The sequence below is a fragment of the Asanoa hainanensis genome, from assembly GCF_900188485.1.
Classification (GTDB): Bacteria; Actinomycetota; Actinomycetes; order Mycobacteriales; family Micromonosporaceae; genus Asanoa; species Asanoa hainanensis.
On sequence record NZ_FZPH01000001.1, the window covers coordinates 372,991 to 397,302 of the forward strand.

Annotated in this window: 25 protein-coding genes; 10 read left to right on the forward strand and 15 right to left on the reverse strand. The window is 70.2% G+C overall.

Annotation, left to right across the window (positions count from 1 at the left end; translation table 11 throughout):
• Nucleotides 1-13: 13 nt before the first annotated feature.
• From CHC05_RS01765 to CHC05_RS01775, 3 genes are read right to left on the reverse strand one after another with little or no spacing between them, the layout of a single operon-like run.
• A complete protein-coding gene (locus CHC05_RS01765) occupies nt 14-952 on the reverse strand; it encodes a hypothetical protein (protein WP_089243904.1) in 939 nt (312 codons plus the stop codon).
• A complete protein-coding gene (locus CHC05_RS01770) occupies nt 949-1,278 on the reverse strand; it encodes a PadR family transcriptional regulator (protein ID WP_089243906.1) in 330 nt (109 codons plus the stop codon). Before CHC05_RS01770 ends, CHC05_RS01765 begins: the two co-directional genes overlap by 4 nt.
• 51 nt (nt 1,279-1,329) lie before the next feature.
• Entirely contained in the window at nt 1,330-2,052 is a 723-nt protein-coding gene (locus tag CHC05_RS01775; RefSeq protein WP_089243908.1) for a hypothetical protein, read from the reverse strand.
• Nucleotides 2,053-2,123: 71 nt separating this feature from the next.
• Between CHC05_RS01775 and CHC05_RS01780 the strand changes: the two genes are divergently transcribed.
• Nucleotides 2,124-2,762 carry a winged helix-turn-helix transcriptional regulator gene (locus CHC05_RS01780; protein ID WP_089243910.1) on the forward strand — a complete coding sequence of 213 codons (639 nt, stop codon included), beginning with the start codon at nt 2,124-2,126 and terminating at the stop codon, nt 2,760-2,762.
• On the opposite strand, the gene CHC05_RS01785 is transcribed toward CHC05_RS01780, so the two are convergent.
• Nucleotides 2,749-3,468, reverse strand: coding sequence for a M15 family metallopeptidase (locus CHC05_RS01785; protein ID WP_089243912.1), 720 nt, complete (start codon nt 3,466-3,468; stop codon nt 2,749-2,751). The genes CHC05_RS01780 and CHC05_RS01785 overlap by 14 nt on opposite strands.
• Before the next feature lie 28 nt (nt 3,469-3,496).
• Here CHC05_RS01785 and CHC05_RS01790 point away from each other — a divergent pair, with 28 nt between their 5' ends.
• Both CHC05_RS01790 and CHC05_RS01795 read left to right on the forward strand, forming a co-directional pair.
• Entirely contained in the window at nt 3,497-4,336 is an 840-nt protein-coding gene (locus tag CHC05_RS01790) for a L,D-transpeptidase family protein (protein ID WP_089243914.1), read from the forward strand.
• A 134-nt stretch (nt 4,337-4,470) separates the two neighbouring features.
• A complete protein-coding gene (locus CHC05_RS01795) occupies nt 4,471-5,448 on the forward strand; it encodes a sporulation protein (RefSeq protein WP_089243916.1) in 978 nt (325 codons plus the stop codon).
• A gap of 45 nt (nt 5,449-5,493) precedes the next feature.
• On the opposite strand, the gene CHC05_RS01800 is transcribed toward CHC05_RS01795, so the two are convergent.
• The 9 genes from CHC05_RS01800 to CHC05_RS01840 form a co-directional block, all read right to left on the reverse strand.
• Nucleotides 5,494-5,916, reverse strand: coding sequence for a hypothetical protein (locus CHC05_RS01800; protein ID WP_089243918.1), 423 nt, complete (start codon nt 5,914-5,916; stop codon nt 5,494-5,496).
• A 6-nt stretch (nt 5,917-5,922) separates the two neighbouring features.
• Entirely contained in the window at nt 5,923-7,554 is a 1,632-nt protein-coding gene (locus CHC05_RS01805; protein ID WP_089243920.1) for an AMP-binding protein, read from the reverse strand.
• A gap of 27 nt (nt 7,555-7,581) precedes the next feature.
• The gene (rph, locus tag CHC05_RS01810; protein ID WP_089243922.1) at nt 7,582-10,155 is read right to left on the reverse strand and encodes a rifamycin-inactivating phosphotransferase; all 2,574 of its coding nucleotides are present in this window, start codon (nt 10,153-10,155) and stop codon (nt 7,582-7,584) included.
• Nucleotides 10,156-10,281: 126 nt separating this feature from the next.
• A complete protein-coding gene (gene amaP / locus CHC05_RS01815) occupies nt 10,282-10,854 on the reverse strand; it encodes an alkaline shock response membrane anchor protein AmaP (protein ID WP_089243924.1) in 573 nt (190 codons plus the stop codon).
• Nucleotides 10,854-11,387, reverse strand: coding sequence for a DUF6286 domain-containing protein (locus CHC05_RS01820; RefSeq protein WP_089243926.1), 534 nt, complete (start codon nt 11,385-11,387; stop codon nt 10,854-10,856). Before CHC05_RS01820 ends, amaP begins: the two co-directional genes overlap by 1 nt.
• Nucleotides 11,388-11,397: 10 nt before the next feature.
• Entirely contained in the window at nt 11,398-11,817 is a 420-nt protein-coding gene (locus tag CHC05_RS01825) for an Asp23/Gls24 family envelope stress response protein (RefSeq protein ID WP_179266010.1), read from the reverse strand.
• Entirely contained in the window at nt 11,814-12,026 is a 213-nt protein-coding gene (locus tag CHC05_RS01830) for a hypothetical protein (RefSeq protein ID WP_089243930.1), read from the reverse strand. Before CHC05_RS01830 ends, CHC05_RS01825 begins: the two co-directional genes overlap by 4 nt.
• A complete protein-coding gene (locus CHC05_RS01835) occupies nt 12,023-12,337 on the reverse strand; it encodes a hypothetical protein (protein WP_089243932.1) in 315 nt (104 codons plus the stop codon). Before CHC05_RS01835 ends, CHC05_RS01830 begins: the two co-directional genes overlap by 4 nt.
• Entirely contained in the window at nt 12,334-12,831 is a 498-nt protein-coding gene (locus CHC05_RS01840) for an Asp23/Gls24 family envelope stress response protein (RefSeq protein WP_089243934.1), read from the reverse strand. Before CHC05_RS01840 ends, CHC05_RS01835 begins: the two co-directional genes overlap by 4 nt.
• A gap of 148 nt (nt 12,832-12,979) precedes the next feature.
• Between CHC05_RS01840 and CHC05_RS01845 the strand changes: the two genes are divergently transcribed.
• The 4 genes from CHC05_RS01845 to CHC05_RS01860 all read left to right on the forward strand — a co-directional run bounded on the left by CHC05_RS01845 (nt 12,980) and on the right by CHC05_RS01860 (nt 17,395).
• Nucleotides 12,980-13,330 carry a hypothetical protein gene (locus CHC05_RS01845; RefSeq protein ID WP_089243936.1) on the forward strand — a complete coding sequence of 117 codons (351 nt, stop codon included), beginning with the start codon at nt 12,980-12,982 and terminating at the stop codon, nt 13,328-13,330.
• Complete coding sequence (gene malQ / locus CHC05_RS01850; protein WP_089243938.1) at nt 13,330-15,222, forward strand: 4-alpha-glucanotransferase; 1,893 nt, start codon at nt 13,330-13,332, stop codon at nt 15,220-15,222. Before CHC05_RS01845 ends, malQ begins: the two co-directional genes overlap by 1 nt.
• A 119-nt stretch (nt 15,223-15,341) precedes the next feature.
• Nucleotides 15,342-16,796 (forward strand): NADP-dependent phosphogluconate dehydrogenase, encoded by a 1,455-nt coding sequence (gndA, locus tag CHC05_RS01855; protein ID WP_089243940.1) that lies wholly within the window; start codon nt 15,342-15,344, stop codon nt 16,794-16,796.
• A gap of 68 nt (nt 16,797-16,864) precedes the next feature.
• Nucleotides 16,865-17,395, forward strand: coding sequence for a DUF302 domain-containing protein (locus CHC05_RS01860; protein WP_144022445.1), 531 nt, complete (start codon nt 16,865-16,867; stop codon nt 17,393-17,395).
• Here the strand turns inward: CHC05_RS01860 and CHC05_RS01865 are convergent.
• Nucleotides 17,392-20,859 carry an NACHT domain-containing protein gene (locus tag CHC05_RS01865; RefSeq protein ID WP_089243944.1) on the reverse strand — a complete coding sequence of 1,156 codons (3,468 nt, stop codon included), beginning with the start codon at nt 20,857-20,859 and terminating at the stop codon, nt 17,392-17,394. The genes CHC05_RS01860 and CHC05_RS01865 overlap by 4 nt on opposite strands.
• An 84-nt stretch (nt 20,860-20,943) precedes the next feature.
• Here CHC05_RS01865 and CHC05_RS01870 point away from each other — a divergent pair, with 84 nt between their 5' ends.
• The 3 genes from CHC05_RS01870 to CHC05_RS01880 all read left to right on the forward strand — a co-directional run bounded on the left by CHC05_RS01870 (nt 20,944) and on the right by CHC05_RS01880 (nt 23,709).
• The gene (locus CHC05_RS01870; RefSeq protein WP_089243946.1) at nt 20,944-21,327 is read left to right on the forward strand and encodes a MerR family transcriptional regulator; all 384 of its coding nucleotides are present in this window, start codon (nt 20,944-20,946) and stop codon (nt 21,325-21,327) included.
• Nucleotides 21,306-21,647: a thioredoxin family protein gene (locus CHC05_RS01875; protein WP_089243948.1), complete on the forward strand. Its 342-nt coding sequence runs from the start codon at nt 21,306-21,308 to the stop codon at nt 21,645-21,647. Before CHC05_RS01870 ends, CHC05_RS01875 begins: the two co-directional genes overlap by 22 nt.
• A gap of 121 nt (nt 21,648-21,768) precedes the next feature.
• Complete coding sequence (locus tag CHC05_RS01880) at nt 21,769-23,709, forward strand: elongation factor G (protein WP_089243950.1); 1,941 nt, start codon at nt 21,769-21,771, stop codon at nt 23,707-23,709.
• Here the strand turns inward: CHC05_RS01880 and CHC05_RS01885 are convergent.
• Nucleotides 23,706-24,299, reverse strand: coding sequence for a TetR/AcrR family transcriptional regulator (locus CHC05_RS01885; protein ID WP_089243951.1), 594 nt, complete (start codon nt 24,297-24,299; stop codon nt 23,706-23,708). The two genes, CHC05_RS01880 and CHC05_RS01885, sit on opposite strands and share 4 nt — an antisense overlap.
• Nucleotides 24,300-24,312: the final 13 nt, after the last annotated feature.

Consider the following 24,312-nt stretch of genomic DNA (forward strand, 5'->3'; position numbering starts at 1 on the left):
GATCCTGCCATGATCATCCGATCGACCGCTGCCCGCAGGCGGCGCAGCGGGTGCGTCGGCGGCGGCCCGACAGCCACACGCTCGCCGGGACCGCGGCGGCCGCGACCACCGTCGACACGACCGCGGTCAGGACCGCGCCCGAGAACTCCGGCCAGCGTTGCTGGCCGGGCTCGGCCAGCCGGGTCAGGGCCAACAACAGGATCGGACCGAGCAACACCTGGGCCGGCAACCAGCCCCGGGCGTCGCCGCGGGAGGTGAACACGGCACCGGAAACGGCGATGACCAGCGCGAGGCCCACCGCGGCGAAGGCCAGCACGTCCAACAGGTTGTAGTAGAAGAAGTCCCCACGGATCAGCACGGCGGCCCCGGTCGCGGCGACCGCGACCACGATCGGCTCGTAACTCACCCGCCGGGCCGGCAGGAACAGCGCGAACAGGCCGAGCGCGACCTGCGGAACGAGCACGAACAACGGCGGCCGGGCGTACGACGTCAGCCAGGAGACCGGGATCGTGGCGACGGTGACCAGGAGGGCGACCAGCACGACCGGGCGGCTCCACCCGGCCAGCGCCGCGACCGCCGCCAGCAGCCAGGCGATCCACGCCACCGCGCCGAGGGTGGCGAACGGGCCGACCGACGTCCAGAACACGCCCATCGGAATGGTGACCGTCTCCGCGGCGACGAGCCACACGGCGGCCAGCGCCGTCGCGGTCGACAGCGCCAGGATCGCGGCGAACGGCAGCGCGTCGGCCAGGCCGTGGGCATGGCGAGCCCGCAGGTGTTGGCGGAGGCCGCCGCGGGCCAGGTCGGCGACATCGGCTGGGCGGGGCCGGCGCTGCCCCGGTTCGGCCAGGTCGAGATAGGTGTCGACGAGCTCGTCGCCGCGCTCGGCGCGGTAGTCGGCCGGGTAGAAGCGCAGCAGCGACCGGTAGCGGTCGGCCAGTGAGCGCGTCATGCGACGGCCGGTCGCTGGGTCGCGCGGGCGGACAGCCGCGCCTGGGCGGCGCGCACCGTGTGGCTCAGGCGCTCGACCTCGGCGCCGAGCGCGGTCTCGCCCCGGTCGGTCAGCCGGTAGTAGCGGCGCGCCCGACCGTCGACGATCTCCTCGCGGTCGCGCTCGACCAGGCCGTCGTCGGCAAGCCGGTCCAGCGCGCCGTAGAGGGTGCCCGGCCGCAGGTCGACCCGCCCGCCGGACAGCTCCGCGACCTCGGTGATCAGCCCGTAGCCGTGCATCGGCGCGCGGGCAAGCGCGGTGAGAATCAGAAACGTGGGTTCACGCATGCCCGCCAACGTATCGGACACGACGATATCTTCGCAACGAAGATATTCGAGTCAGTGCAAAGCGATGTCTGCCAGGTCGAGGGTGATCGGAGTCCACGACAGGTCGGGCGTACGGTCGTCGTTCCGCAGCTGGATGTGCCGCCGCGACGGCACCGGGACGCCGTCCACGACCTGATGATCACGGACGTAGTGGGCAACCGGCGTGCTCCCGTTGACCTCGGGCGCGTAGTCCATCCGCCTTAGCCGCGCGGCGTCGTCGTAGTAGTAGAGCTGGGTCGCGTTGTGCGTGTGGATCGTCTCCGGGAAGGTGACCCGCAGGACCCGCCACGTCTCGTCGCCCTCGGTCCACGGCTCGACCTCGCGCGCCTCGACGCCCGGCCAGGTGAACAGGTATGGCTCGACCAGGTAGTGCCAGGTGGCGTACGCGCGGAAGTAACCGATCTGAGCCAGGCTCCACGGGGTCTCCGGGGTGTAGCCGGCGAAGGTCAAGCGGGGATTCTCGAGCTTGTCGAGCACGGCGCCGTCGACATCGGTGACCGTGAGGCGGTCTGCCGCGCGGTCGAACACGAACTCCCGACCGGTGGCGGCGTCACGGTGGCGGATCCACTGGTCCTGGAGGCGCGCCTCGACGAGGCTCTCCCCCACGAAGCCCGGATGGCCCTTGAACTCCCAGAACGGGCCGCCATAGGTGATGCGGGAGGTGAGTGTGGTGCGGGTGCGCCAGCGGTCGAGCCCACCGTGGGCGTCGAGCACGCGGCCGAGCTGTGCGTCCATGTCTCACTCCTAAATTAGGACCGACGAGTGCGACACTAGCACCGAGCGGTGCGGGTTCGTACACTTGATCCATGTCACAGCGCAGCTACGAGGACGACTGCGGTACCGCCCTGGCTCTCGACGCGGTCGGTGAGCGGTGGGCGTTGCTGGTGGTCCGCGAGCTGGTCTTCGGCCCCAAGCGGTTCCGCGACCTGCGCGCCGGCCTGCCCAAGGCCAGCCAAAACGTGCTGAGCCAGCGGCTCCGCGAGCTCGAGGACAGTGGCGTGGTCCGCAAGGTCGAGCTCGGCCCGCCGGTCAGTGCGTCGGCCTACGAGCTGACCGACCGGGGGCACGCGCTGGAGCCGGTGCTGGTCGAGCTGAGCCGATGGGGTGCCAACGCGCCCGGGGCGCACGGGCCGGAGATGAGCACCGACGCGTTCATGCTGCTGCTCAAGGCGCTGCGCCGGCCGGCGCCCCGACCGACGGCGGTCCGGCTGCTGGTGGGCGCCGACGCGTTCGACGTCACGCTGGCAGCCGATTCGGTCGGCGTGACCCGCGGCGCGCACGCCGAGGTGGACGCAACCGTCCGGGCCGACGTACCCACGCTGTGGCGCTTGATCTTCACCGACCTGACCGTGCCGGCGGCGATCGCCGCCGACGACCTGGACCTGACCGGCGACCGGGCCGCCGCCGAGCGCTTCTTCGGGAGCTTCGGGGTCAGTGGCCCGTAGTGCTGAAGTGCTGGTAGTCCGGGTTCGCGCCGCCCACGTTCCACTTCCAGCCGACCGACGCGAATGCCTTGACCAGCACGCCGCCCTTGACAGCCATGCCCGGGCGGTACGGCGAGCGGTCCACGAACTCCCGGCCCGACGGTGGCAGGACCTCGTCGCCGAACAGGTACGGGTTCTCCACCGGGTTGACGTCGATCGCCTTCCCGTACGCGTGCACCGACCAGGACGGCTTCCCCGACGACACCGCGTTGCGGCAGTTGAACGCCGACGTGTTGTCGGCCGCCATGGACTTGTCGTCGCTGCCGCCGTACTCGCTGACGGGTTTCAGGCTTCTGATCGGGAAGCGCTTGGCGAACAGCGTGCGGAACACCGCGGTCACGTCGGCGGCCACGTCCTTGTGCACGACGATCCCGCCCGTGTGCGGCTCGTCGTCGAAGCCCCAGTAGCTCAGCCGCAGCAGCCGCAGGCTGGCCGGGCCGACCGGGCAGCCGGACTTCCAGCTCGCGCCGAGGTCGGCGGCGGTGACCTTCTCGGTGGCGGCGGAGAAGGCCGGTGCCTCGGCTGGCGCGGACGGCGACGTGGAGGGCGGCGGCGGTGAGTCGGACGGCGGTGACCACGCGGCGGATTCGGCCGGTTGCCCAGCGCAGCCCGCGATCACGAGGGCCACCGCCAGGACCGCCAACCGGTAGGGTTTCGACCGCACCATCGTCCATACGATACGGATCGGGGTTCGCGTGCGTGCACTGCGGCGGTCGGCGCTGGCAGTCCTGACCGTGCTGGCCCTCGCGGCCTGCGGCACCGTGACCGGCGAGCAGGGCGCGGTCGCGGGCACGCCGGGTGCGGCCGACCTGATGGAGGCCCGCGACGGGCTCGCCCGCCGCGCGGACGTGCCGACCCCGAGCGCCAAGCCCACCCCGAGCCGGTTGCCCAGCCCGAAGCCGGCCGGCACCAAGACGACGAACGACGCGTCGCGGCTGCGGACGCTGCCGGCCGACACCACCCAGGTCATCGTGGTCAAGGCCAACGGCTTCGGCACGAGCACCGGCACGCTGCAGGCGTTCGGCAAGCGCGGCGGCAACTGGACACCGGCGTTCGACTCGATGCCGGCCCGCCTCGGCACCAAGGGCTTCAAGGACAGCAAGGTCGAGGGCGACCTGACCACCCCGACCGGCGTCTACAGCTTCGGCGGCACCATGTACGGCATCGCCGGCAACCCGGGTGTCCGCTACGGCTACCACAAGCTGGTCGCCAACGACTGGTGGAACGAAAACCCGGCCACCGACGGTTACAACTCGTTCTTCCACGGCCCCGACCCGGGCGGCGCGAGCGAGGCGCTCTGGGAGACCAACCCGCAGTACCGGTACTTCGCGGTCATCAACTACAACATTCCGGTGCGCGAGGCCAACCCGCCGCGCGGCAGCGGCATCTTCCTGCACGTCTCGGTGCCCGGGCGCTCGACCGCCGGTTGCGTCGCGCTGGTCGAGTCCGATCTGGTCAAGGTGCTGCGCTGGCTCGACCCGGCGGCCAAGCCGCGGATCGTGATGGCGCCGGCGAGCGAGCTCGACCGCTACTAAGACTACTCTCAGCGAACTGTCAGATTCGCCTGGTACGGTCCCCCGCACGGTCGCATCCTCCGATGTGGAGTGCCGCGCGCAACGTGTTGCGCTGCACCGGATCGCGGCCCTGACTGACGACTCAGGAGAACAACGTGGTCTTCAAGAAGATGCTGGGCGCCCTCGGTGTCGGCGGCCCCAGCGTCGACACGGTGCTGTCCAATTCCAACACCCGCCCGGGCCTGCCGCTCACCGGCCAGGTCAACCTGACCGGCGGCAACAGCGACGTGGAGCTCGCGCACATCACCCTCGGCCTGGTTACCCGCATCGAGGTCGACAGCGACCACGGCGACCACAGCACGGTCGGCGAGTTCCACCGCACCGCCGTGGCCGGGCGCACCAAGCTGGCGGCGGGCCAGCAGCTGTCCATCCCGTTCCAGGTCGACATGCCGTGGGAGACGCCGGTCACCGACGTCTACGGGCAGCGCCTGCACGGCATGACGATGGGCCTGCGCACCGAGGTGGCGATCGACCGCGCGGTCGACAAGGGCGACCTCGACCACGTCGCGGTGCACCCGCTGCCGGTGCAGGAGCGCATCCTGGAGGCGTTCGGCCGGCTCGGCTTCCGGTTCAAGGGCGCCGACCTCGAATACGGCCGGCTGCACGGCGTGCACCAGAGCCTGCCGTTCTACCAGGAGATCGAGTTCTACCCGGGCCCGCAGTACGCGCACGGCATCAGCGAGGTCGAGCTCACGTTCGTCGCCAACCCGCAGACCGTCGAGGTGGTGCTCGAGTTCGACAAGCGCGGCGGCATGTTCGTCGGCGGCCACGACGCCTACGGGCGCTACACCGTGCCGCACTCGCACGCCGACACCGCCGACTGGGCGCAGGTCGTCGACGGCTGGGTGCGCCAGGCGGTCGAGGCCCGGCAGGCGTTCTTCGCCAGCCGCGGCGGCTTCGCCGGGATGGGCGGGCACGGCAAGAGCCATGGCCACGGCGGTCACCACGGCAGCGGGATGGGCGGCATGGTCGCGGGCGCGGCGCTCGGCGTCGCGGGCGGCATGATCGCCGGCGAGCTGATCGAAGAGGCATTCGAAGACGACGGGGGCGACTTCGGCGACTTCGGCGAGTAACCGGATCAGTGGGGGCGGCCCGGTTCGGGCCGCCCCCACGTCCGTCTACTCCGAGGGGAACGCGACGTACTCGCCGAACGGCTCGAGCGCGCCGTCGTACCCGTTCCAGCCGGTCTGGGTCAGCCGCCCGTCCACGTACGCGTAGGACCAGGTGGCGCCGTCCTCACCCTCGAACGAGACGGTCCCCCAGCGCACGAAGGGCGCGATGGCGACGAAGAACGCGGTCGCCTCGTCCTTCCACTTCGGATCGCCGTCCTCGTCGTGGGCGAACTCGATCCAGTCGCCGTCCCTGGTGAGCGCGGCCGCCGCGATCCAGGCGATGTCGCACAGCGTGTCGTGCGGAGGCCAGCCGGCCGCGTCGAACGGGCGCTCGAGCCCGGCCCAGGCGGCCTTGACGGCCTTGACGGCGGCGGCGTCGTCCGACGCCGCCAGGTGAAGTCGCCCCGAAGGCGCCACGTGGTATCCCACGGGGCGTCAACCTACCGAAGACAGGCCCAGCTCGCCGACCGCCCACTCGCGCATCTCGACCTTGCGTACCTTGCCGCTGATCGTCATCGGGAACGACTCGACGGCCCGCACGTAGCGCGGCACCTTGTAGTGGGCGAGCTGGCCCTGGCAGAACGCGCGCACCTCGTCGACCGTCAGCGCGTCGGCCGGGTCCCGCAGGATCACGCAGGCCATGACCTCCTCGCCGTACTTCTCGTCGGGCACGCCGATCACCTGCACGTCGGCGATCTTCGGGTGCCGGTAGAGGAACTCCTCGATCTCGCGCGGGTACACGTTCTCGCCACCCCGGATGATCACGTCCTTGATCCGGCCGACGATGTTGACGTAGCCGTCGGACCGCATCGACGCCAGGTCGCCCGTGTGCATCCAGCGGGCGGAGTCGAGCACCTCGGCCGTCTTCTCGGGCTCGTCCCAGTAGCCGAGCATCACCGAGTAGCCCCGGGTGCACAGCTCACCCGGCTCGCCGCGGCGCAACGTCACCCCGGTCGCCGGATCGACCACCTTGACCTCGAGGAACGGCAGCACCCGGCCGACCGTCCCGGTGCGCCGGTCGAGGTCGTCGTCGACCCGCGTCTGCGTCGACACCGGCGAGGTCTCGGTCATGCCGTAGCAGATCGACACCTCCGACATGTGCATCCGGTCGACCACCTTCTTCATCACCTCGACCGGGCACGGCGAGCCGGCCATGATGCCGGTGCGCAGGCTGCTCAGGTCGTAGTCGGCGAAGTCCGGCAGGTCGAGCTCGGCGATGAACATGGTCGGCACCCCGTACAGCGACGTGCACCGCTCGGCCGCGACGGCGGCGAGCGTCGCCGCCGGCTCGAACGACGGTGCCGGGATGACGATGCACGCGCCGTGCGTGGTCGCCGCGAGGTTGCCCATCACCATGCCGAAGCAGTGGTAGAACGGCACCGGGACGCAGATCCGGTCGTGCTCCGTGTAGCTGATCAGCTCGCCGACGAAGTAGCCGTTGTTGAGGATGTTGTGGTGCGACAGCGTCGCGCCCTTCGGGAAGCCGGTCGTCCCCGACGTGTACTGGATGTTGATCGGGTCGTCGCTGGTCAGCGTCGCGGTGCGGGCGTCGAGGTCGGCCGCGGTCGCGTCGGCGGCGCGGGCGAGCAGATCGGTCCAGCTCGGGTCGTCGAGATACACGACGGTACGCAACCCTGGGCACTCGCCGGCCACGGACTCGACCATCTCGCGGTAGTCGCTGCCCTTGTGCGTGAGCGCGGAGACCAGCACCGAGATCCCGGACTGCCGGAGCACGAAACCGACCTCGTGCCGCCGGTACGCCGGATTGATGTTGACCATGATCGCGCCGATCGCGGCCGTGGCGTACTGGACGAGCACCCACTCCGGACGGTTGGGCGACCAGATGCCCACCCGGTCGCCCTTGCCGACGCCGAGGGCCAGGAACGCGCGCGCCAACTCGTCGACGTCGGCCGCCAGCGAACGGTAGGTCCACCGGCGACCGCTGGGCACGTCGACCAGGGCCTCGCGGTCGGGGAAGCGGGCGGCGGTGCGGGCCAGGCTCTGCCCGATGGTGTCGGCCAGCAGCTCGGTGTCGGACGGTCCACTGGCGTACGCGAGCTCACTCATGTCGCCTCCTCCTACCGGCAACCTACGTCACTCCAGCAGCTCGATGTAGCCGTCCGTTCCGTGCACGCGGATCCGCTGCCCGTCGGCGATCAGCCGGGTCGCGCCGGGCACGCCGACGACCGCAGGCAGGCCGTACTCGCGGGCGATCACCGCGCCGTGGGTCATCTGCCCGCCGACCTCGGTGACCAGTCCGGTGATCGCGACGAACAGGGGCGACCAGCTCGGGTCCGTGTACGCCGTGACGAGGATGTCGCCGGGTTGGAGGTCGGCCCTGGCCAGGTCGAGGATGACGCGGGCGCGGCCCTCGACGGTGCCGGCGGAGACCGGGACGCCGACCAGCGCACCGGCCGGCACGTCGTCGCGCCGGTACGCACCGTTGAGCGCCTCGCCGTCCGAGGTGAGCACCCGGGGCGGGATGAGCGTCTCGTAGGACCGGAATGCCTCCCGGCGCCGGCCGACTTGGTCGTTCGCCTGGTTGGTCCGCGCGACCTCGTGGAACTCCTGGAAGGTCAGGTAGAAGGCGTCCTCCCGGGCCGCGAGCACACCGGCCCGCACGAGCCGGTCGGCCTCCGCCACGAGGGCCTGCTTGTAGGCGAAGTAGCGGGCGATGATGCCGTACTTCGGGTACTCCCGGTAGCCGGTGAAGATCCGTACCCGATCGATCATCCGCTCCGTCTCGTCGGCCTTGCCTGCACCGTCCGGCAGGGCGCGCACGCGGGCCAGCACCTCCGCCCGCTTCTCCTCCGCCGTCCGCCGGCCCGCCTCGAAGCGGCGCTCACCCGCGCCCGGCTCGAAGAACGTGACGTTGTCGAGGATCAGCGGCACGAGGGCGCTGGGCTGTTCGCTCCACCGTGGCCTGGTGATGTCGATCTCGCCGACGCAGCGCATGCCGTACCGGTCCAGGTAGGCCTCGATGGCGTCGCGCGCCTCGACTCCGCCCGCGAGCTTGGGCAGCTCGTCCAGGAAACCGTCGTCCACGCCGGCCCGCAGGAATGACACCACCTCCGGGTACGGGCGGACGACGTCCGCGACGTCGAGCAGCGCCAGCCCCATCTCGGCCGTGATGTTGCCCGGCGCGGAGAGCGTGAGCTGGTCGGCCGCGTTGCGCTCACCCAGCCACTCCAGCAGGTGGTCGTTGAGCCACCAGGTGGCCTCCATCCCGGCCATGATCGCCTGAATGCTCAACGGGTCGGCGAGCACCCGCTTGTGCTCGCCGAAGGCCTCCAGCAGGAACTCGAACAGAGCTGGTCCGGTCTTCGTGGCGATGTCGCGTTTCAGCGCCGCTAGCGAGGCCTCGCTGCGGTCGACGAGCTCGGTGACGATGGCCGGGTCGTTCGCGATCGGCTCTCTTTGGCCCGGTCCTTGGGGCGGGGCGGCGTCCGGCAGCGTCGGGACGAAGTCGCCCCGGTCCAGCACCGTCTCCAGGGCGTCCCTGGTCAGCGGATCGGTCCGGCCCGCCATCGCCAGGAAGCCCGCGCGGCCAGCCGGCGTGGACAGCACCCGGGTCGCGTCGACCCACAGGCGCCCGCCGGACTCGATCATCGGCGCCATGGCCGTGAGCTGCCACATCGACCAGCCCAGCGGCTTCATGGCGTCGGTCATCATCTGCTGGTGCGCCACGGACAGGTAGACGTGGTTGGTGCCGTCGGCGGCGTGCGCGGGCACGGGGAACAGCGTGGTGATCGGCCGGCTCTGCACGATCTGGAAGTCGTCGTCGACCAGGCACCACTCGATGTCCTGCGGGCGGCCGAAGTGCGCCTCGATCCGCCGGCCGAGCGCGGCGAGCCGCACGACCTGCTCGTCGGTCAGCGCCGGCTGCTCGCGCTCGCTCGGGTCGACCTCCCGGACCTGGGTGCCGCCTTCCTTTAGCGCGTACATGGCGAGTTGTTTGGCGGAGATCTCCCGTCCGACGACGTCCCCGTCTTTCACCTTGAAGACGTCCGGGTTCACGATGCCCGAGACCAGGGCCTCGCCCAGGCCGAAGCCGGCGTCGATGGCCGAGACGGTGCGGTCGCCCGTGACGGGGTCGGCGGTGAAGAGGATGCCGGACGCCCGCGGCACGACCATCCGCTGCACCACCACGGCCATGTGGACCTTCCGGTGGTCGAAACCGTTCCGGATGCGGTAGGTGACCGCGCGCTCGGTGAACAGCGACGCCCAGCACCGGCTGATGTGGCGCAGGATCGACTCCGGCCCGACGACGTTGAGGTACGTGTCCTGCTGGCCCGCGAACGACGCTGTGGGCATGTCCTCGGCGGTCGCGCTGGACCGCACGGCGTAGGGCGTGCCGTCTTCGATCGCGGCGCGGACCGTCGCCGCCACCTCCGCGGGAAGGTCGACCGCTTCGATGGTCCGGCGGATCTCCGCGCTGAGTGCGGCGATCTCCTGGCGGGCGTCCGGGTGCAGGCGCGCCAACCGGTCCAGCTGGTCGTGGATCGGCGGCGCGGCGGCGACGAAGGCCTCCGTCGTCACGCAGAAGCCGGCGGGCACCGCGACGCCGTCGATTCTCGACAGCTCACCCAGGTGTGCACCCTTGCTGCCGACCACCGCGACCTGGGTCTCGCCGACCTCGGTCAGATCCACAACGTACCGTTCGCGCATTTGCGACACCTCCGAGCCGGCGATTCTGCGGTACGACCCGGGTCTTGCCGCAAGACCCCCAATGCGTTATACGTTAAGAAGGGCAAGGAGATCTCTCTCCTCGCCCTTCGTCGTTTCCGTGGCTCGCTACTCGACGCGCGGCCCGCTCTTCTTGCTGACGCCCAGGTCCAAGGTGACCGGCATCTGCGGCGCGTCCAGGGCCTCCCGGGCATGTGCCAGGGCCTGTTGCTCGATCCGGTTGCGCACCTCTGCGACGCGGGCGTCCGCGGTGAGGTTGACCTTGACGCCGAGCCGAGGCTGGATCGGGTCGCCGTAGACCCGCACCTTGGCCGCGTCGACGCCGCGGTAGCTCTGGATCTCGTTGGTCAGCGCGTCGCGCAGCGCGGTCGCGCCTACGGTGGTCCGCGCGCTGCCGTCGATCGAGATGTCGTGGGCCTTCGGCGGCCCGCGCAGAATCTTGATCAACCAGATCAGCGACAGCACGCCGAGCAACGTGGCCGCCGCGGCGGCGATCGGCCAGAACCAGGTGCTGTGGCCACCGATCCAGCTCACGGCCGGATTCTCCAGCAGCGTCCGCTGCGGAAACCCGCTCGCGAACAGCCCGGTGTTGGCCGCGATGATCGCGCCACCGATAGCGGCGAAGATCGCCCCGAGCACGATCATGATCGTCCGGTTGGTCCGGTCAGCGTGTCCGCGCATCACCGCTCCCTTGCCGTGGCCAGTTTGACGGTGATCTTGGGTGGTCGGCGCAGGTGTAGCTCGTCGACCGCCCGGTGGGTGGCGTCGGCGACCGTCTCGGTGGTGATCCCCTCGGCCGCCTCCGCCCGCCTCCGGGCGTCGACCGTGACCTTGTTGCCGTGCAGCGCCACCCGGGCCTGGCTGATGCCGTCCAGGTCGCCGACCGCCTGTTGCACGGTGCGCACCACGCTGCGCCGGTCGATCGCCGCGTCGATCTCGTCGCGGCCGCCGCTCACCTTCAGCCGCTCCTTCTTGCGCGGGATGAGCTGCAGGCCGAGCAGCACCAGACCGCCGAGGGCGCACAGCCCGCCGATGATCCGTACGCTGCGGGAGTTCCAGGTGTGGGTGGCCATCCAGTCGTACAGGCTGTGCCAGTTGACGATCGCCGGACCGGCACCGGCCCGCTCGAAGATCAGCTCCACGACGATCAGGATCGCCAGGAAGATGAAGCCGAGCGAGAAGAGGATCGCGAGGATCCGGTTGAGCTTCTTCATCGGAACTCCGTCAGGCGACGAGGTCGGTCACGGAAATGCGCACCCGTGCCACGGTCAACCCGGTCCACGCCTTGATCCGGTCTTCGACCGTGTCCCGGATGCGCTCGGTCACGTCGGCGAGCGACTCGGGCCAGCGGACGCTGATCGCCATGTCGACGTAGACCACCGACGAGTCGATCTGCGCGCTGGTCTTCGGCCGGGCCGCGAGGTCGGACGAGCGGATGCCCATGTGCCCGGCGCCCGGCGCCACGCTGCCGAACAGCCGCGGGGCGGCCGCACCGGCGCTCGGCGTCTCGTACACCGCCTGCGACGCGATCTTGGCCACCACCCGCTCGGAGATGATCACGTCGCCGAGGTAGTCCGGGTCGGGCAGCACCCGCACCGGACTCTCCAGCCGCGACCCGGTCACCACCGGCCGATCCTGGGTCACTGGTTGCTCCGCGACAGGTTGCTCCGCTGGAAGCGGCGCTGGATCGGCTGCATCGTGGCGCCCACGTCGATCTTGCCGGTGACCACCTTCGTGACGCCGTATCCGACCAGCGCGAACAGGCCGACGAGGGCCAGGTCCCCGAAGTTCCCGAACGCCACGGCGAACCCGAGCGCGATGCCGATCGCCGTACCGAAAATCGTCTTGGTCATCTCTCCGTACCCCCCGTGATGTCGGCCACCACGATGTCGACCCGGTGCCCGCCGGCCAGCGGTCGCACCGCCGCCCAGACCTGCTGGGCCAGTTGCCCGACCGTCGACCCCCATCGGAGCCGCACCTGGATGGTCACCACGTCATCTTCGATCCGGATCCCCGTGACCCGGCGCCGGGGAAGATACGTGGCGGCCATCGCCGGCGGACCCTCGACGAGCGCGTCGACGGCCGGGCAGTCCTGTGCGGCGGCCGCGATCTTGTCGACGTCGACACCGTCGACCGTGGCGTCGGTGGTCGCCTGGACGCTCATGACACCCGGGTCTGGCCGCCGCTGCTGTTGGCGTTGGTGCTGAAGCTCCCGCTCCCGCTGCCGCTGCCGCTCGTGAGGCCCTCGCTGTCGTCGGGCAGGTGCACGTCGTTGATGTTGACGTTCACCTCGACGACGTCGAGCCCGGTCATCTTTTCGATCGACGACTTCACGTTGCGCTGGATACCCCGGCCGATCTCGCTGGCGGAGACGCCGTAGTCCACCACGATGTCGAGATCGACGGCGGCCTCGTTCTCGCCCACTTCCACCCCGACGCCCTGGGCCGGGCTCGAGGTCGTGCCGGGCAGCGCTTCCTTCACCGCGCCCATGGTCCGGGCGGTGCCGGTGCCCATGGCATACACCCCGGACACCTCGCGTGCGGCCATTCCGGCGATCTTCTGGACCACGCCGTCGGCCACGGTGATCTTGCCGTCACCGTTCTGGCCACCGCCCCTGAGGTGCTGCTGCGTGTCCGTCCTGCTGGCAGTCTGCGTCATCGCTACGTCCTGTTCATGAGGATTGACGGCAGGTAGTGCAACGACACTTGTCTTACCGTAATCATTGCTGCTAAACCCCCATAGAAAGGGTTTCATCGCCCCGGCGTGGGTAGGGCATGGCACCGGTCGGTTCGGGGAACATGGCCGCATGGCCAGGTATGCGCTCAACAAGGACGCCGTGCGCAAGGCGCGCCAACTGATCGACGCGAAGCAGTACGTGCTCGACAGCGACTGGGGTGTCGCGCAGCCCCGGGCCGACGACGAGAACTCCTACCTCGAACGGCACAGCTGGGCCGACCTCGCCGAGTGGCACCTCGGGCTGACCGAGGGCGCCGCCGACGAGACCAAGGCCCGCTACGCGTTCGTGTACGGCGACCTGCGCCGGCTGCACCGCAGCGGGCTGATCGCCGTGGTCTACCGGGCCTCCTCGTGGAAGCACAAGGAGGTCGAGCTCGCCGCGCACGACCTGCTGCAATATCTGGACAAGGTCACCGGCTGATGGAACGCGACCTGCGCCGGCTGGCCGCAGCCCACGGGGTGGTCACCGCCTACGACGCGGCCGACGGGCGGCGCACCCAGGTCGACCGGGACATCGTCGTACGCGTGCTCGGGCTGCTCGACGTCGACGCGACGAGCCCGGCGGCGATCCGCACCGCGCTGGCCGCGGCGACCACCGACCGCGGGCTGCCCCCGACGATCGTGGTCCGCGAGGGCGACCGGCGCGACCTGCGGGGCACCGTGACCCTCGAGGACGGCACGACCCGGGAGGTCACCGAGCTGGCCGGGCTGCCGCTGGGCTGGCACCGGCTGACCGTCGACCACCAGCAGGCCACGCTGGTGGTCGCGCCACGGCGGTTGCCGCCGCCACCCGCGGCCTGGGGCTGGATGGTGCAGCTCTATGCGCTGCGCTCGCGGACCTCGTGGGGCATGGGCGACCTCGGCGACCTGCGCGAGTTCGCCGGCTGGGCCGCCGGCACCGGTGCCGGACTGGTGCTGCTCAACCCGCTGCACGCGATCGGCCCCAACCACCCCGTGCAGGCCTCCCCCTACTCCCCCTCCAGCCGCCGGTTCGCCAACCCGCTCTACATCCGGGTCACCGACACCGTCGAATACCTCCAGGCGGACCCGGGTCTCCAGGCCAAGGTCGACGCGCTGCGGCCCGACGACGGCGAGCTGATCGACTACGACGCGGTCTGGACGGCCAAGCGGACCGCCCTGGAGCTGCTGTATCCGGGGCCGCAGCCGGCGGACGACCCGGGGCTGACCGCCTTCGCGACCTACTGCGTCCTCGCCGAGGAGCACGGCACCGACTGGAGGCAGTGGCCCGCAGGGCTGCGCTCTCCGGGGAACGCGACAGCCGATCCCCGCCGGGTCGGCTTCTACGTCTGGCTGCAGCGGCTCTGCGACCAGCAGCTCGCGACGGCCGCCGAGGCCGCGCGCGACATGCCGGTCGGGATCGTGCACGACCTCGCGGTCGGGGTCGACCCCGGCGGCGCCGACGGGTGGCAGCTCGGCGACGTGCTCGCGCAGGGCGTGCGGGTCGGCGCGCCGCCGGACGCCTTCAACCAGCTCGGCCAGGACTGGGGCCTGGCCGCCTGGCGGCCCGACCGGCTCGCGGCGACCGGCTACGCCGCGTACCGGGACATGCTCCGCGCCCTGCTCCGGCACGGCGGCGGCCTGCGGGTCGACCACGTGGCGGGCCTGTCCCGGTTGTGGTGGATCCCGCCGGGCGCCGGCGCGGCCGAGGGCACCTACGTCCGGTACGACGCCGACGCGATGTTCGGCATCCTCGCCCTGGAGGCGCACCGGGCCGGCGCGGTCGTGGTCGGCGAGGACCTCGGCACCGTGCAACCGTCGGTGACCAGGGCGCTGCGCGGGCGCAACATGCTCGGCTCGACCGTGCTGTGGTTCACCCGCGACGGCGAGGCGTTCGTGCCACCGCGCGCCTGGCCGCGTACCGCGCTCGCGACGATCTCGACCCATGACCTGCCGACCGCGAAGGGCTTCCTGACCGAGGAGCACGTGCGGGTCCGGTCCCGGCTCGGGCTGCTGGCCACCGGTGAGGACGCCGAACGGTCGCGGGCCCGGGCCGACCGGCAGGCACTCATCGCGATGTTGCGTGACGCCGGGTTACTGTCCGAAGAGGACGATGACTCGATCGTCACTGCGATGCACGCCGCACTGGCGGCCAGCCCAGCCCGCTTGATCACCGCTTCGCTCTACGATGTCCTCGGCGAGACCCGCCAGCCCAACCTGCCGGGCACGACCGACCAGTATCCGAACTGGCGGCTGCCGCTACCGCTGTCTCGGGAGGAGATCCAGGAGCATCCGGGAGCACGCGCCACCGCGCGTCTGCTGGCCGCGGCGCGGCCACCGCGGAGGCGGGATTAAATCGGGCAGACAGGGTTTGCTATTGCCCCAGAGGGGCACCCGCGTCAACACGGACGGCGGCTCACCGGTCAGCGTCGACGAACCGGCCGCCCGCGTGACAGAAGAGCACGGAGGGGTAGATGAGCACGGAAGCTCGCGCCGAGATCGGCGTGACCGGCCTGTCGGTGATGGGTCGCAACCTCGCCCGCAACCTGGCCCGCAACGGGTTCAGCGTGGCGTTGCACAACCGGACCGTCGCGCGCACCAACAGCCTGGTCGCGGACCACGGTGACGAGGGCGACTTCATCCCGAGCGAGTCGATGGCCGACTTCGTCGCGTCGCTGAAGCGCCCGCGCGCCGTCATCGTCATGGTCAAGGCCGGCAAGGCGACCGACGCCGTGATCGACGAGCTCGTGCCGCTGCTGGAGAAGGACGACATCGTCATCGACGCGGGCAACGCCCACTTCGTCGACACGGCCCGCCGCGAGCGTGACCTGGCGGCCAAGGGCCTGCACTTCGTCGGCACCGGTGTCTCCGGTGGCGAGGAGGGCGCCCTGCTCGGCCCGAGCATCATGCCCGGCGGCTCCGCGGAGTCGTACCGCAAGCTCGGCCCGATCTTCGAGAAGATCGCCGCCCAGGTCGACGGCACGCCGTGCTGCGTCCACGTGGGCCCCGGCGCGGCCGGCCACTTCGTCAAGATGGTGCACAACGGCATCGAGTATGCCGACATGCAGCTCATCGCCGAGGCGTACGACCTGCTCCGCGCGGGTCTGGGTGCCTCGCCGGCGGAGATCGCCGAGATCTTCCGCGAGTGGAACAGCGGCGACCTCGACTCGTTCCTGATCCAGATCACCGCCGAGGTGCTCGCGCACACCGACGGCAAGACCGGCCAGCCGTTCATCGACGTGGTCCAGGACCGCGCCGAGCAGAAGGGCACCGGCCGCTGGACCGTGCAGAGCGCGCTCGACCTGGGTGTGCCGATCACCGGCATCGCCGAGGCGACGTTCGCGCGGTCGCTGTCGGGTCACGTGGCTCAGCGCGCTGCCGCTCTCTCGACCTATGAGGGGCGCGCCGCCGACACCGACATCGCGGGCCTCGTCGAGGACCGCAAGCAGTTCGTCGAGGACGTGCGCAACGCGCTGTACGCCTCCAAGATCGTCGCGTACGCGCAGGGCTTCGACCACATCCGCGCCGGCAGCAAGGACAACGACTGGGGCATCGACCCGGGCGCGATGGCGACGATCTGGCGCGGCGGCTGCATCATCCGGGCCAAGTTCCTCGACCGGATCCGCGAGGTGTACGCCGAGAACCCGCACCTGGAGAGCCTGCTCGTGGCGCCGTACTTCGCCGAGGCTGTTGCCAACGGCTTCGAGAGCTGGCGCCGCGTGCTGGTCACCGCGATCCGCGGCGGCGTGCCGACCCCGGTCTTCTCCTCCTCGCTGGCCTACGTCGACGCGCTGCGCCGCCCCCGGCTGCCCGCCGCACTGATCCAGGGCCTACGAGACAACTTCGGCGCGCACACGTACCAGCGCGTCGACCGCGACGGCTCCTTCCACACGATGTGGGCCGACGACAAGCGGGAGGTCGACGCCTAACGGGGTGTCGCCTCCGGCCGCGGCCCCAACCATCCTGGGGCCGCGGCGACGGGGAAGAGGCGAGGACGATGAGCGAGCAGGATGTATCGGTGCTGAGCCGGCCGGTCCGGCGCTTCGTGTTCCACACGGGGCGGTCGTACGACCAGTTCCGCAAGCAATGGGAACGTGCCGTGCCGTCCTGGTCCTGGGGCACGGCGGTAGCGGAGGCCAAGGGCGGCGGAGGCTGGCCGGCCCTGGAAAACCTGTCGAACCGCAGCGCGGGCGACGGCCTGGTCAACATCTCGACGTTCGACCCGAGCGCGGTCATGCGGCTGGCAGGCCACGAACTGCGCGCGGTCACGTACCTGGCCGACAACCTGGTGATCGAAGAGGGCCTCTACAAACACGACCCGGCGATCATCGAATATCTGCCGGTGCGGCTGACCATCTCAGAGCAGCCCGGCGATGACTCGACGCTGACCTTCGACAAACCGTGCGACCTGTTCGCGGGCTACGCGATCGCGGACCTGACCGACCACGCGACCCAGGTCGAAGAGGCCATCGCCACGGTCCTGCAGAAGGTCGACCTGCCGGTCCCACCGGAGCTGACGAGGCCTTAAAGCTGGACGACGTCGCCGTCGACCGTGACCTTCAGGCCCGGCCGCCGCAACGCGGTCACGTCCGCGAGTGGGACGTCCGAGAGGACCAGCTCGACCAGGCTTGTCATCCGCAGCAGCACGCCGAGATCGGCCAAGGCCTCGCAGCCCTGAAAGAAGACCCACTCGAGTTTCTCGAGCGAGCCCAGGGCGATGATGTCCTCGAGCTCGGGGAGGCCCGCCAGCGTGAGGTGCGTGAGCTCGGTGCACCTTTCCACCCCACCCAGGCTCCTGAGCCGAGCGTGGCTCCGTCCGTTGACCACGAGCGAACGCAGCGTCGCCGGCAGGAACGCCAGGTCGGCCCGATCGTCGGGGACCGTGACGGTGAGATCCTGCAGCGACCCACTCTCAGCCAGCACGTCGTGGTCGGCGGCCGGGATCATCTGTGCGTGCAACTGCCGCAGCGCGGGCAGCGCCGCGAGCACGGCGAACGTGTCCACGTCGGAGAAGGCAACATCCACGTAGGTCAGCGCGGGCGCCTCTGTGAGATGGCTCAGATCGCTGACGGGGGTAAAGGCGAGCACGAGCCGGGCAAGCCTCGTCGGTGAGACGGCCGTGATGTCCGTCAACGACCCACAGTTCCTGACGTCGAGCGACGCGAGCGGCGCGCTCTCGAGCCCGGCGAGCGAGCGCAACGCACCGCACGTGTCGAGCCGCACACTCGCGAGCTCGGTCAGCCCGGTGAGCGGCTCCAACGACTCCAGGTCGGGCTCGAAGCCCAGGCTCAGCTCGGTGAGCGTCGGCACCCGCCCGATGATCTCCAGGTTCGCGCGGCCGGCCGGCACGCTGAGCCTGACCGCGCGGAGCATCCGTAGCTCGGAGAGGTACGGAAGGTGATCCAGGTCCGTCAACGACAGTGTCCCGTCCTCCAGCGGGGAGTCGGCAAGGACGGTCCGAACGTATGCCTCTGGCGGGAAGCTCCGCCACGCCCGCAGCAGCTCGCGTACGACCGATCGGCGGCGGTCCGTGCTGTACACAGCCAGAGCGATGAGCGCCGGGTCTCCGCCGATCTGGGCCAGCGCCCGGACCGTGGCGGCGGCCTCGTTCGCGCGTAGGCGGCCCAGCCCGGCCAGGTGCGGCACGGCCGCCACGCCGGCCGCCGCTAGCGCCTGCGCGTCGCGGATGGATTTCGGCGGAACGAGGTTTTCCAGAGCGACAGCAACCTGCTCGCGTGTCTCGGGCTTCAGCTGTGGTGAGGTTTCCAGGCAGGCGACCGCCAACAGGTGGAGCCGGTGGCGGAGCCGCGGTCGTTCACGACCGGCGGCCAGGAGCCCGTTGACAAGTTCTTCCCGCTGGTTCAGCGACGCGTGGCCCGCGGCCATGATGACGACCTCGCGCCAAGAGTCCTCGCGCGCACGTTCGATCAGCATCGACACCAGGTTCTCGTCGACAGCGGCCTTGGCTGCCAGGTATTCCTGGAACGTCTTGTGCACGAAGTCGACCCGGCCGGACGAGGGTTGCCTCAGGACGCCACTGCGCAGCAGGAGATAGTCGAGGACCTCCTCGGCGGAGTGGCTGATCTCCGTGAGTCGCAGGCGCTTGGCCACCTGCGGCTCGATGTCGGAGCGATCGGCTTCACTTCGTTCGGCGAGCTGGAACCACCAGGCGATGTTCTGGAGAATGTCGAGCTTCTCGCGCAGCGATAGGCGTATCTCGGCGTTCGGGACATTCCGCTCGTCGTCCCGGCGTTCGACCAACATCTCCAGCGCGACGCGGTACAGGTGCATCCGGTCTTGAGGAATCGAGCTGCGCATTCCACGGTTGAGCGCGCAGAGCAGAGCACAGAGCAACGGGGTTGTCGCCAACTGACGCAAGGCGGGCTGGTTGAGGATGCGGGCGGCCAGAGGCACGGCCAGCGCGAGGATTTCCCGCTTCTCGCTGCCGTCCTCCACGCCGGACACGGCAGACTCGTGCCAGTGTCTGATGAACTGCACGACGTCGGCGAGGCTCATCGGCTCCAGCCGGTAGGTACCCAGCCCGACCTCGTCGAGCCAACCTTCTTTCACGGCGGCAGGACGCGAGGTCAGGATCACCCTGACGTTGAACTCGTCAACGAGTCGCTGCAGCCACGGCTTGACCGCAGAACGCTCAGCCGGTGGCAACTCGTCGAGCCCGTCGACCAGCAGTAGGCAGCGACCGCTGTCCAGCTGCCTGCTCATCCAGCCCTTGGGCATGCGGTCGGCCAGGTTCGGCGCGGCGGTTTCCAGGAACTGGCCAGGGGTCGGGAGTTTCGCGCCTCGGTAGTGCCGGAGCTGGATAAAGACCGGAACCACCGCGTTCCATAGTTCCAACGGACCCACGAAGGATTGTTTGGCGGCGTTCACCGCGAGCCATTGGAGCAACGTCGTCTTGCCGGAGCCCGCATCACCGACAACGAGCGCGCTATCTGCGAAGGCGAGTAACTCGTCGATCCGACGACTACCAAACTCGCCGAACAAGCTATGTTTGACGTCGTAGCTCACCAACGTCGAGAGATGCGTCGTCTTAGCGGCTGTCCGCGAACCCTTCAACGGGGACCAATGGGCGCGCAAGACTCGATCTTGGATGCGAAAGGCGCTCGGCGCCGCAACCGTCACGACGGTCGGCGGCGACAAGAACCGAACGTTAGTGGATTCTCTTAACCACTGTGCCCCAGCCCACAAGGCATCAAGCTTGTCAGCCGCGAAAGCACCATGAATGCGTTTGTCGGCGCGGTCCGCGTTCTCAGCCGTCAGCGTGATGTAAGCGACGCTCAGTGCGTAGCGACTCTGGGTGCCACTGGCATCCAGGCCGAAGAGCTGGAGCCAGTCGAGGTGTCGGGCAAGGTGCATCCGGTAGCGCCCGAGAAACTCGTCATCCGAGCCCTCCGGGCTGAGCTTGGCGGCCGTCGGCATCTCGTCGAGGATGCGGCGCACCAGCGTCAGCAGTTCGCTGTCGCGGGTCATCAGGTCGCGGGCCGCGGCGCTCTGGAAGTCCGGCAGGCTCATCACCATGTCGATGACGTAGTTGCTTAGGTCGCGGACCAGCTGGTCCACGAAGACCCGGCCCGCGTCGTTCAACAGCGCGACCTCACGGACGAAAGTCGGGTCGTTTTTCAGCTGCTGCTCCAGGGCGGCCGGGTCGAGATCCATCTCCAGGAAATCGGCGGCTGACAGGTCGCTGCGGTCCAGCGTGCCGGCGACGGCCAGGCTCGCCGCCTCACGCTCGTTGTCCAGCAGCGACGGGTACTCCACCGCGAGGATGGGCTCCAGCTTTCGCGCGACCTCGTCCGCGATCTCCCCGAGCCGGCGCGTCGCCCGGCTGCGCTGGAACGGCTCGGTGAACCGGCCCGCCAGCAGCGCGTCTGGTGTCGCGTTCTTCAGCGTCAGCCGGTGCTTCCGCGCCCAGGCCCGGTAGGTCATCGTGGCCGCCGACGTCGCCAGCCGGAACAGGGTCGCTTCGGTGACCATCGACACGCCTCCGACGTGAAGGGATGCCCAGCCTAGTGCGGCGGCCTTGCCTTGACATCGGGGGAAAGGTTTAGCGTCGGGTGCATGCTGATCGGGGAGTTGGCCGAGCGGGCCGGCACGAGCACCCGGGCCTTGCGCTACTACGAGACGCACGGGCTGTTGTCGGCCGCGCGGTCGGCCAACGGGTACCGGGTCTACGACGACGCGGACCTGCGGGTGGTGCGGGAGATCCGGACTCTGCTCGGGATCGGGTTCGGGCTCGACGACATACGTCCGTTCGTCGACTGCCTGCGGGCCGGCCATTCGTCCGGGGACGTCTGTCCGGACTCGGTCGCCGTGCTGCGGCGCAAGATCGCTGAGGTGGACGCCGGGATCGAGCGGATGCGTCAGGTGCGCGAGCGGCTCCACGGCCAGCTGACCGTCGCCATCGAGAGTCGGGAGAGCACATGCTCCAGCAGGACCTGCTAGTCACCGTTACCGACGAGACCTTCGCCGATCTCGTCCTCGCGTCGCCTCGGCCTATCGTCGTCGACGTCTGGGCCGACTGGTGCCCGCCCTGCCACGCGATCTCGCGTAGCCTCGCCGAGCTCGCCGTCGAACTCGACGGGCGGATGACCGTGGCCACCCTCGACGCCGATGAGAACCCGGCGACCTGTCGGGCGTACCAGGTCAGGTCCTTGCCCACGCTTCTGATCTTCCGTGGCGGCGAGCTGGTCAGCGCCACCGTCGGCGCCCGCCCCAAGTCGGCCCTGCGCACCCTGCTCGTGGAAAACGGGTTGCCGGCCTGACCGGTGTCTGATGAGCTGAAAAACCACGACACAGAGAGGATTCCCGAGATGCGTCCAGCTAGCGAGTTCGTTCCGTCGGCCAGTTCGGTTCACTCAGCCGCCCACGCGAAGGACAGCTCGCTTGCGCACGCTCAATCTCGGAATTCTCGCCCATGTCGACGCCGGTAAGACCAGCCTGACCGAGCGGCTTTTGCACGCCGCCGGTGTGATCGACGAGCTCGGCTCTGTCGACGACGGCAGCACCCGCACCGACACGCTCGCCCTCGAACGGCAACGCGGCATCACGATCAAGGCCGCCGTCGTGTCGTTCCCGATCGGCGACGTGACCGTCAACCTGATCGACACGCCCGGCCACCCGGACTTCATCGCCGAGGTGGAGCGGGTCCTCGCCGTGCTCGACGGCGCCGTCCTCGTGGTCTCCGCCGTCGAGGGCGTCCAACCACAGACCCGGGTGCTGACCCGGGCGTTGCGCCGCCTGGGCATCCCGCTGCTGGTCTTCCTCAACAAGGTCGACCGCGGCGGTGCCCGGCCGGAAGCGCTGCTCGCCGACCTCTCGCGACGGCTCGGCCTGTGCCCGCAGCCGATGGGCGCCGTCCGGGACGCTGGGACGCGCGCGGCCACCTTCGTACCCGGTGAATCCGGTCTGGCCGACCTGCTCGCCACACGCTCCGACAGCGTCCTGGCCGCCTTCGTCGAAGACGGCGGCGTCCCGGCGGGCACGCTCCGCGCCGAGCTCGCCGTCCAGACCGCCAAATCCTGGATCCATCCCGTGTACGCCGGTTCGGCGATCACCGGCACCGGCGTACCCGAGCTGATGACCGGGATCCACGACCTGCTCCCGGCCACGCACGGTGACGAGAGCGCCGCGCCGTCCGGCACGGTGTTCAAAGTGGACCGTGGCGCGGCCGGCGAGCGGCTGGCGTACGTGCGGATGTTCGACGGCATCCTGGCAGTGCGCGACCGGGTCGGCGCCGGCACGAAGGTCACCGGGATCGGCGTCTTCGAGAACGGTGCCCTCACCGCGCGCTCGACGGTGTCAGCCGGGCGGATCGCGGTCGTGCGCGGCCTTTCGGAGGTCCGGATCGGCGACACCCTCGGCCGGCCACGGCCCGGCGCCCAACAGCATTTCGCGCCGCCGTCGCTGGAGACCGTCGTGGTGCCAGACCGTCCCGCCGACGCCGGCGCGCTGCACGCGGCCCTGACCGAGCTGGCCGAGCAGGACCCGCTGATCAATCTGCGCCGCGACGACGTGCGTGACGAGACGTCCGTGTCGCTCTACGGCGAGGTCCAGAAGGAGGTGATCCAGGCGACCCTGGCCGACGAGTACGGCCTGGCGGTCACCTTCCGCGAGTCGACCACGATCTGCGTGGAGCGGGTGGTCGGCACGGGCGCGGCGTACGAGCTCAAGCACGAAGCGCCGTTCCTGGCCACCGTCGGCCTGCGGGTCGAGCCCGGCCCGGTCGACTCGGGGACCACGTTCCGGCTCGGCGTCGAGCTCGGGTCGATGCCGCCGGCGTTCTTCGTGGCCGTCGAGGAGACCGTCCACGAAGTTCTGAGCGCCGGGCCGCACGGCTGGCGGGTGCTCGACTGCGTGGTGACGATGACGCACTCGGGCTACTACGCGCGGCAGAGTCACGCGCACGGCACGTTCGACAAGAGCATGTCGAGTACGGCCGGCGACTTCCGCAACCTGACGCCCCTGGTGTTGATGGCCGCGCTGCGTCGGGCCCGCACCGCCGTGCACGAGCCGGTGCACCACTTCCGCCTGGAAGTGCCGGCCGACCTGCTCGGCGCGGTGCTGCCGGTGCTGGCCAAGCACCGCGCGCTGCCCACCGACACCAGCACGGCGGGCCCGGTCGCGGTCGTCGAGGGCGACATCCCGGCCGCCCGGGTGCACGCCCTGGAGACCCGGCTGCCGTCACTGACCCGCGGCGAGGGCGTGCTGGAGAGCGCGTTCGACCACTACGCCCCGGCACCGTGCCCGTGGCCGGAACGCCCGCGCACCGACCACAACCCGCTGGACCGCCGCGAGTACCTGCTGCACGTACAACGTCGGGTCTAAGAACGCGACCCGTGGGCCTCGACCAGGCCGTCGACACCGCGTAGGAAGGTCGCGCAGATCGCGGCCGGGTCGAACAGGCACCCGGCCGCCATGGCGCCGTCGCGCAGCATGACGAAGTGCTGCGCGGCGCCTTCGGCCCCGGTCTCGTCGATGCGTGCCATCAGGGTGTTGATCGTGTCGAGGAACCACGAGCGGTGGGCGAGGACGGCCTGGTGCACGGGATGGGCGAGATCGGGATACTCGGCCACCGCGTTCAGGAAGGCGCATCCGCGGAACCCGGGCGACTGGATGCCCTCGGCGATCGCCGCCGCGACCGCGCGGACGGCGTCGCTCGCCGAGATGCCCGCGCCGGTGATGGCCGTTTCCACCTGGTCGCGAATGGCCTGGTCGGCGCTCTGGAGGTAGGCGAGAACCAGGTCTTCCTTGCCCGGGAAGTGCCGGTAGAAGGTGGCCCGGGTCACCTTGGCCTCGGCGACGATCCGGTCGACACCCACCGAATGGATGCCTTCCGTGTAGAAGACGCGGGTTGCCGTGGTCAGGAGCCGAAGGCGTGCCTCGGACGGCTGGGTCCCGGGTTCGCTGCGAGCCATGCGCCCAGCGTAG